This is a genomic window from Rhizocola hellebori, from assembly GCF_016862955.1.
Taxonomy (GTDB): domain Bacteria; phylum Actinomycetota; class Actinomycetes; order Mycobacteriales; family Micromonosporaceae; genus Rhizocola; species Rhizocola hellebori.
Window position 1 is genome coordinate 22355 of the sequence record NZ_BONY01000108.1, and the last position, 6876, is coordinate 29230.

6 protein-coding genes are annotated in these 6876 nt (G+C 65.0%); 2 read left to right on the top strand and 4 right to left on the bottom strand.

Going from position 1 to position 6876, the window contains the following annotated elements; genetic code table 11:
• The first annotated feature begins 6 nt into the window (after window positions 1–6).
• Window positions 7–474: a GNAT family N-acetyltransferase gene (locus Rhe02_RS44295; protein ID WP_203914550.1), complete on the top strand. Its 468-nt coding sequence runs from the start codon at window positions 7–9 to the stop codon at window positions 472–474.
• Here Rhe02_RS44295 and Rhe02_RS44300 read toward each other — a convergent pair.
• The 4 genes from Rhe02_RS44300 to Rhe02_RS44315 form a co-directional block, all read right to left on the bottom strand.
• Window positions 452–2140 carry a glycoside hydrolase family 13 protein gene (locus Rhe02_RS44300; protein WP_203914551.1) on the bottom strand — a complete coding sequence of 563 codons (1689 nt, stop codon included), beginning with the start codon at window positions 2138–2140 and terminating at the stop codon, window positions 452–454. The two genes, Rhe02_RS44295 and Rhe02_RS44300, sit on opposite strands and share 23 nt — an antisense overlap.
• A gap of 2 nt (window positions 2141–2142) precedes the next feature.
• Window positions 2143–2994 (bottom strand): sugar ABC transporter permease, encoded by an 852-nt coding sequence (locus Rhe02_RS44305; protein ID WP_203914552.1) that lies wholly within the window; start codon window positions 2992–2994, stop codon window positions 2143–2145.
• Window positions 2991–4484: an ABC transporter permease subunit gene (locus Rhe02_RS44310; RefSeq protein ID WP_203914553.1), complete on the bottom strand. Its 1494-nt coding sequence runs from the start codon at window positions 4482–4484 to the stop codon at window positions 2991–2993. Before Rhe02_RS44310 ends, Rhe02_RS44305 begins: the two co-directional genes overlap by 4 nt.
• A gap of 154 nt (window positions 4485–4638) precedes the next feature.
• Entirely contained in the window at window positions 4639–5892 is a 1254-nt protein-coding gene (locus tag Rhe02_RS44315; protein WP_203914554.1) for a sugar ABC transporter substrate-binding protein, read from the bottom strand.
• Window positions 5893–6012: 120 nt separating this feature from the next.
• On the opposite strand from Rhe02_RS44315, the gene Rhe02_RS44320 reads away from it, so the two are divergent.
• Window positions 6013–6876 (top strand): LacI family DNA-binding transcriptional regulator (locus tag Rhe02_RS44320; RefSeq protein WP_203914555.1); only part of this gene is annotated, 864 nt, incomplete at its 3' end.

Sequence of the window (6876 nt, forward strand, 5' to 3'; positions counted from 1 at the left end):
TCTTCCATGATGGAAGTGCGCGCGCTGAGCCCCGATGACTGGGCGACCACCAAAGAGCTGAGACTCGCGGCGCTGCTTGATGCGCCGGAGGCCTTTGGCGGGTCTTATCAGGAGACGGCCCAACGCGACGAGGCGAGCTGGCGCACCTGGCCCACCGGCGGGCAAGCCTTCGCCGCCCAGCTCGACGGCGGGCCGGTGGGGCTGGCGTGCTGGGTTCCAGACAGCGACGACCCGAAGGTCGGCCACCTCATCGCGATGTGGGTCGCCCCGGCGGCGCGTGGCACGGGAGCGGCGGCAGCCCTCATCGGTGCGGTCGCACAGTGGGCGAAGGCGGCCGACAATGCCTTCCTGGAACTGGTCGTCTACCGCACCAACGCGGCCGCGCGCCGCGCCTACGCGAAGGCCGGCTTCGCCGACCTGGGGCCCAGCGAGAAGTGGCCGACCGGCAACGTCATGCGACTCGACCTATCGTGAGGCCGGGCGCGCTATAGAGAGGTGTAGCCGGCAGCGGCAGCGCGGGTGCGGCGCCGGCCCGCCAGGCGGCGACCACGATCGACTCGTGCTCGGTCTCGCGGAGGAAGACCAGGCTGTCGGCGTCGGCGTGGATCCAGCGCAGGCCGCCGTGACGCAGCGCCGCGTGCTGAGCGCGCAACCCGAAGAGGGCCTGATAGGCGGCCAGGGTCTCCTCACAGCGATCATCCGGGCGGTTCCAAGGCATAGGGGTGCGCGAGTGCTCCCCGTTCACCCCGGTCAGGCCGAACTCGCTGCCCGCGAAGATCATCGGGGTACCGGGCATGGTCGCCTGCAGCCCGAGCGCGATGATCTGTGCTTCACGCGAGCCGACCACCGTGCGCACCCGGGGCGAGTCGTGGGAATCGAGCAGCTGCCACGAGTGGACGTAGGAGCGCCACGACATCTGCGAGGCGAATGCTCGCATCGTGGCCAGGGTCGCCAATCCATCTCGGGCCGGGACATTTCCCGGTACCCCGAGAAAATGCTCTAGATCGCAAGAGTCGCCGCGCAGCCAGCTCCACACGGGCCGCAGGAATCCGCCGTAGTTCATGGTGCCGTGCCAGCCATCACGGTCGAGATCGCCGGTGGAATCGTGATTGTGCTCGGCCACCAGCGAAGCGTCGGCGGGCAGGGCGCGCCTCAGCGAAGCGGCGATGTGGTGGGTGAGATTGTCGTCGCGGAAACGCCCGGTCATGTTCGCCACATCGACCCGCCAGCCGTCGAAGAACTCAAGCCATCGCCGCATCACCGAGGTCATGCGTTCCCAAACCAGAGGGCTGTTCCAATTCAGCTTGGGCAGACTCTTTACGCCGCACCAGGATTCGTAGTCGCCGTCGCCGAGCCAGTAGAACATTTCGGCTTCGCCGTCGGTGAACCACTCGTGCGCGTCGCCGACGTGGTTGGTGGTGATGTCGCCGATGAGCCGCATCCCGCGGGAGTGGACTGCTTCGGCGAGCCGCTTGAGCGCCTCGTCCCCGCCCAGCAACGGGTCCACATAGGAGAAGGTGGAAGCGTCGTAGCGGTGGTTGGAACGCGACGGGAAGATGGGCGTCAGATAGACGGTGTTGGCGCCGAGCGAAGCGATGTGGTCAAGACGAGCGGTGATCCCATCGAGATCACCGCCGAAGAACTGTTCGGAGACACCGGGCCCGGCCGGCACCACCGCCGAGGTGTCCCACTGCGCCGCCAGCGCCCAGTCGGGCAGCTCCTTTCCGGCCAGCGAGCCCGCGAAGCGATCCGGGAAGATCTCGTACACGATGGCGTCGGCCATCCACGCCGGCGGCGGGTCATAGGTGACCAGTTTGAAGTCGCCCGTGTCCGGTACGTCGTGGTCGATAAGCCCGGCGGCGGTAAGCCACTGCGCGCCGAGCTTGAACCGGTAGGGCGTCACCGGGTTGTGCGCCGGCAGCACAGCCGTCCACCACGTGTCGTCCGCGCCGTAGCCACCCAGCGCACGCCCGGCGCGTGCCCGGTCGACCGCTGCGTGCAGATAACGCGGCTCCCCGTCCACCACACAGCGCACGAGCACCTCGTCCGCCGGGAATGCGGCGGGAACCCTTACCCAGACCTGATTTTCGTGAACGTAGAGCGCCGAACCGTCGTGATGTGGGTGATCGAAAAACCGCATTGCTAACCCTTCACCGCGCCCATCGTCAGACCCGAGACTATGTATCTCTGTAGCCAAAGGAAAACACTGACCGTCGGGATAGCGGTGAGCAGGGTGCCCGCAGCGAAGATGCCGAAGTTAGCGTTGCGGCTGTCCGGCCCGAGCAGGCCGAACATGCCAAGCGCCAAAGTCTTGGCGTCATCCTCGCGAAGAAAGATATTGGCGATGAGAAATTCGTTGATTGTCGTGATGAAGGACAGCATCGCGGTGACCGCGAGCACCGGCGCGACCAAGGGCAGGATGATGCGCCAGAAGATCTGGGCGTGCGACGCCCCGTCCACTGTCGCCGATTCGTCCAGCTCCCGCGGCACAGTGTCCAGGAAACCCTTCATCAGATACGTGTTCACGCCCAGCGCCCCACCCAGATAGAGCAGCAGCAGGCCCCAGATCGAGTCGAATCCGAACGTCGGATAGAGCTCATTGACCTCGGTGAAGACCACGAAGATCGCTACCACGGCGAGGAACTGCGGGAACATCTGGATCAGCAGAAGCGAAAGCAGGCCCACCCGGCGGCCCTTGAACCGCATCCGGCTGAACGAGTAAGCCGCGCACACGCTGAGAAACACACTCGCGAACGAGGCGGCAAGGGCGATGAAGATGGAGTTGACGAACCAGAGCCCGAAAGAATGGCTGGGATCGCTGAAAAGATTCTTGAAGTTGTTGAGGCTCGCCCCGGTCGGGTAGATCTCAGCCGTGTTCAGCGTGCCCAGCGGGTTGAGCGCGGCCGACACCACAAAGGCGATGGGCACCAAGGCAAACACCACGACCAGCAACAGAATCGCGTGCCGCCACCAGACAGCCTTGAAGGTCCTCATGAGTAAACCTCCTCCTGGGCCCGGGTGCGCCGGAACGCGATCGTCGAAATCGTGGCCACGATGGCAAAAATGAAGGTGGAGATGGCAGCGGCGAAGCCCAGCTGACCCTGGCCGCCCTCGAAGGCGAGCCGATAGGTGTAGGTGATGAGCAGATCGGTCTTACCCACCAAGCTGTTGTCGACCGCATAGGGGCCGCCATTCGTCACGAAGCGAACCAGGTTGAAGTTGTTGAAGTTGAACGCAAACGAGGCGATCAGCAGCGGGGTCAACGCGATCAGCAGCAGCGGTAGGGTGACCCGGCGGAAGCTTTGCCACGGCGACGCTCCGTCCATTCCGGACGCCTCGGTCAGCTCTCGCGGGATGGCCTGCAACGCGCCCGTGGCCACCAGGAACATGTAGGGGAAACCCAGCCACAGATTGACCATCAGCAGCCCCAGCCGCGCGCCCGTCGGCGTGCCCAGCCAGTCGAGGTCGGTTCCCAGTACCCGATTAAGCAAACCGAAATCGCGGTTGAACATGTCGCGCCAGACCAGCAGCATGGCAAAGCTCGGCATGGCGTAGGGCAGGATCAGGATCGTCCGGTAGATCCTCGTGCCGCGCATCCGCGGCGAGTGAAGCGCGAGCGCGACGGCCATGCCGAGAGCGAAAGTCAATGCGACAGAAGAAAGAGCGAAGACCAGATTCCATATGAGTACGCCGAGGAAGTGGCCCGAGATATTGGGATCGCTGAAGGTCCGCGTGAAGTTGGCCCACCCGACGTTGACCTTCCAGCCCTGGATCAGGTTGTTGCCGTCGGAGTCGACGAAGTAGCCGCGGGCATCGTCCGCGTTCCAGCTCTTGCCGCCCTCGACGACACAGTCACACTGCGCGTCATACTTGCGCTTGGCCTCCAGCTCGATGGCCCGGCTCAGGCCACTGGACTTGATGGCGCCGCGCGGTGTCGGTACCACGAGCGCCTGCACGTCGGCATCGCGCTCGCTGGCCTGGATGATCTCGTACCCGGGGGCGCTGAGCACCTTGCCGGTGACCCCGACCTCGGCACCATCCAACTTGGACAGCCCTTCGACGGTACCCACCTGAACGGCCTTGGTGTCCTGATCCACCAGAAGAAAGACGACCTTGTCGTCGGCCAGCGCCACGGTCAACGCATAGTCGGGCGCGTCCGGGATCTCCACCAGCGATTCGCGCTCGATAGCGGCGATGGCCTCCTGCTTGGAACCACGGTGCCCGTCGCCGAGATTGGTGAAGGCCACGGTGAACGTGTAGAGGATCGGCAGCACCTGGAAAATGATCAGGAAAATTGTTCCTGGCACCAGATATTTGGCCGCGATGTGCTTGGGGGTCAGATAGAGGTAGGCGACACCTCCGGCCGCCGCGGCCAAGATGGCCAGCGCGACCCACGCCTGCGCGCCAATCAGTGGGGGCACCGCGTAGAACAGGATGGCCGCGGTGATGGCGAGGGTAGCTATCCGCGAAACCAGGAACGACATCTGCACTCCAATTCTGGCGCGTGCGAAGCAACGCGCGGCAATGCCGCCTTGAAGCCGGTGCCTTCCCTCGCGATCATGAAGCCCCAAAGGGCGGGGCTTCATGATCGCTCAGTCCAGACACCGGCGCGGCATTGCGATCGGCTGTCGTTGAGCCTTACTTCTTGATTGCGGCGACGATGGCGGTTTGGGCGGCGGCGGCTGCGGTTGCCGGGTCCTCGCCCTTGACCACGGCCACCTCGGCGTTGCCGAACGGGCCCCAGATCGCGGACATCTCGGGGATGGCCGGCATCGGGAAGCCGTCCTTGCCCGCGGCGAGGAACTTCGCCAGGTCCGGGTCGGTCGCCTTGACCAGGTCGATCGCGGCGGTCAGCGCCGGCGGGCGGGGCTCAGCGTCGTAAAGCGCCTTGGCCACGTCCTTGTTGGTGACATAGTTCGCCACGAACTCCTGCGCGAGGGCCTTGCTCTTGGCCTTCGAGGCCACGTAGAACGCCTGCACGCCAAGGAAAGGCGTGGCCTTCTTGCCACCGGCGAAGCCGGGGATCGGGCTGATGTCGTACTTGATACCGGCCGTCTTCACGTCCTTGGTGGCCCACGGGCCGGAGATCAGGAACGCGCACTTCTTGCTGGTGAAGGTGGAGATGGAGTTCTCGCCACCGATCGAGCTCTTGAGCGCTCCAGCACCCTTCTCGCCCAGGTCCTTCAGCTTGGTGAAGGCCTTGACCGAGTCGGCCGAGCCCACCGCGACGTTCTTCGGGTCCGGGTCGCCGGAGGCGGTGGCGCCGAACAGCGAGCCACCGGCGGAGGCGAACAGCGGGTAGATGTGGTACGCGTCGCCCTTGTCGCCGACCTGCAAGCACATGATCTCGGAAGCCTTGCCGGCGGCCTTGAGGTCCTGGCCGGCCTTGACGAGGTCTTCGATGGTGGCCGGAGCGGTCGGGACCAGCTCCGTGTTACGGATCAGCGCCAGGTTCTCCATGGCGTATGGCGCGCCGTAGACCTGCCCGTTGAAGGTGACCGCCTTGAGCGCGGCCGCTTCGAAGGAGGACTTCTGCGCCGCGGTCAGGTTCACCGGGTCGATCGAGCCGTTCTGGACCAGGTTGCCGATCCAGTCGTGTGCTCCCACCACGATGTCAGGGCCACTGCCCTGCTGCGAGCCGGTGACGAAGGTTTGCTGAATGGTGTCGGCGAGGATCTCCTTGACGGTGACCGTGACGCCGTTCTCCTTGCCGAACTGGTCGGCGAAGGGCTTCAAAGCGGCCGTACGCTTGGGATCGGCCCAGATTTCCAGCTTGCCGTTGCCTTTATCCTTGCTCGGCTGCGCCTGTGGTTCGGTGTCGCCGGCGCATGCCGAGGCACCGAGCACTAGCCCAACCGCCGCAATCACACCCGCTATACGGATGGCGCGCATGAAGGTCTCCTGTCTTACTTTGGAAGATGTTTCGGCGACGCTAGCAAGAAGTTTCAAGTTATGGAAGTCCTTGCAACCGGAGGATCACCAAACCGGCCCTTTTTCGGTTAGCATGCCGCCATGCGTGCACGACTGTCTGACATCGCCCAACAGGCCGAAGTCAGCGAAGCCACGGTCTCGCGGGTGCTCAACGACCGCCCGGGGGTCTCCTCTGAAACCCGTCAAGCGGTGCTGACCGCGCTTGACGTGCTTGGCTATGAAAGACCAGCCAGATTGCGCAAACGCAGCGCAGGCTTGGTCGGCCTGGTGGTGCCGGAGCTGGACAACCCGATCTTCCCTGCCTTCGCTCAGATCATCGAAAGCTCGCTGGCGCAGCAGGGCTTCACGCCGGTGCTGTGCACGCAGACGCCGGGCGGAGTGCCCGAGGACGAATACGTGGAGATGCTGCTCGACCGCCAGGTCTCCGGCATCGTCTTCGTCTCCGGCCTGCACGCCGACTCCACCAGCGACCCCGAGCGCTATCGCAAGCTGCTGGCCAGGCCGCTGCCGATCGTGCTGATCAACGGATTCGCCGAGGGCATCGAGGCGCCCTTCATCTCCTGCGACGATCGCAGCGCGGGCGAGCTGGCCGTCTCCCATCTGGCAGCCCTTGGCCACCAGCGGATCGGGCTCATCACCGGGCCGGATCGGTACTTCCCGGTCAAGCGCAAGATTGAGGGCTATCGAGCGGCGATCAGCCGGCTCGGGCTCAAAGAGTCCATCTCGCTGTCGCTGTTCGGCGTCGAGGGCGGCGATGCGGCCGCCGCGCGCCTGCTGGACCAGGGGGTTACCGGCTTTGTTTGCGGCTCGGACCTGATGGCCCTTGGCGCCATCCGGGCCGCCCGGCAGCGTGGCCTTCGAGTCCCCGACGACGTTTCAATCGTCGGGTACGACGACTCGCCCCTCATCGCCTTCACCGACCCACCTTTGACTACGTTGCGCCAG

What these genes read in the sequence shown, in the direction of transcription:
- Rhe02_RS44300 (WP_203914551.1), bottom strand. Translation starts at nt 2,140, where the DNA reads ATGCGGTTTTTCGATCACCCACATCACGACGGTTCGGCGCTCTACGTT.
- Rhe02_RS44295 (WP_203914550.1), top strand. Translation starts at nt 7, where the DNA reads ATGATGGAAGTGCGCGCGCTGAGCCCCGATGACTGGGCGACCACCAAA.
- Rhe02_RS44305 (WP_203914552.1), bottom strand. Translation starts at nt 2,994, where the DNA reads ATGAGGACCTTCAAGGCTGTCTGGTGGCGGCACGCGATTCTGTTGCTG.
- Rhe02_RS44310 (WP_203914553.1), bottom strand. Translation starts at nt 4,484, where the DNA reads ATGTCGTTCCTGGTTTCGCGGATAGCTACCCTCGCCATCACCGCGGCC.
- Rhe02_RS44315 (WP_203914554.1), bottom strand. Translation starts at nt 5,892, where the DNA reads ATGCGCGCCATCCGTATAGCGGGTGTGATTGCGGCGGTTGGGCTAGTG.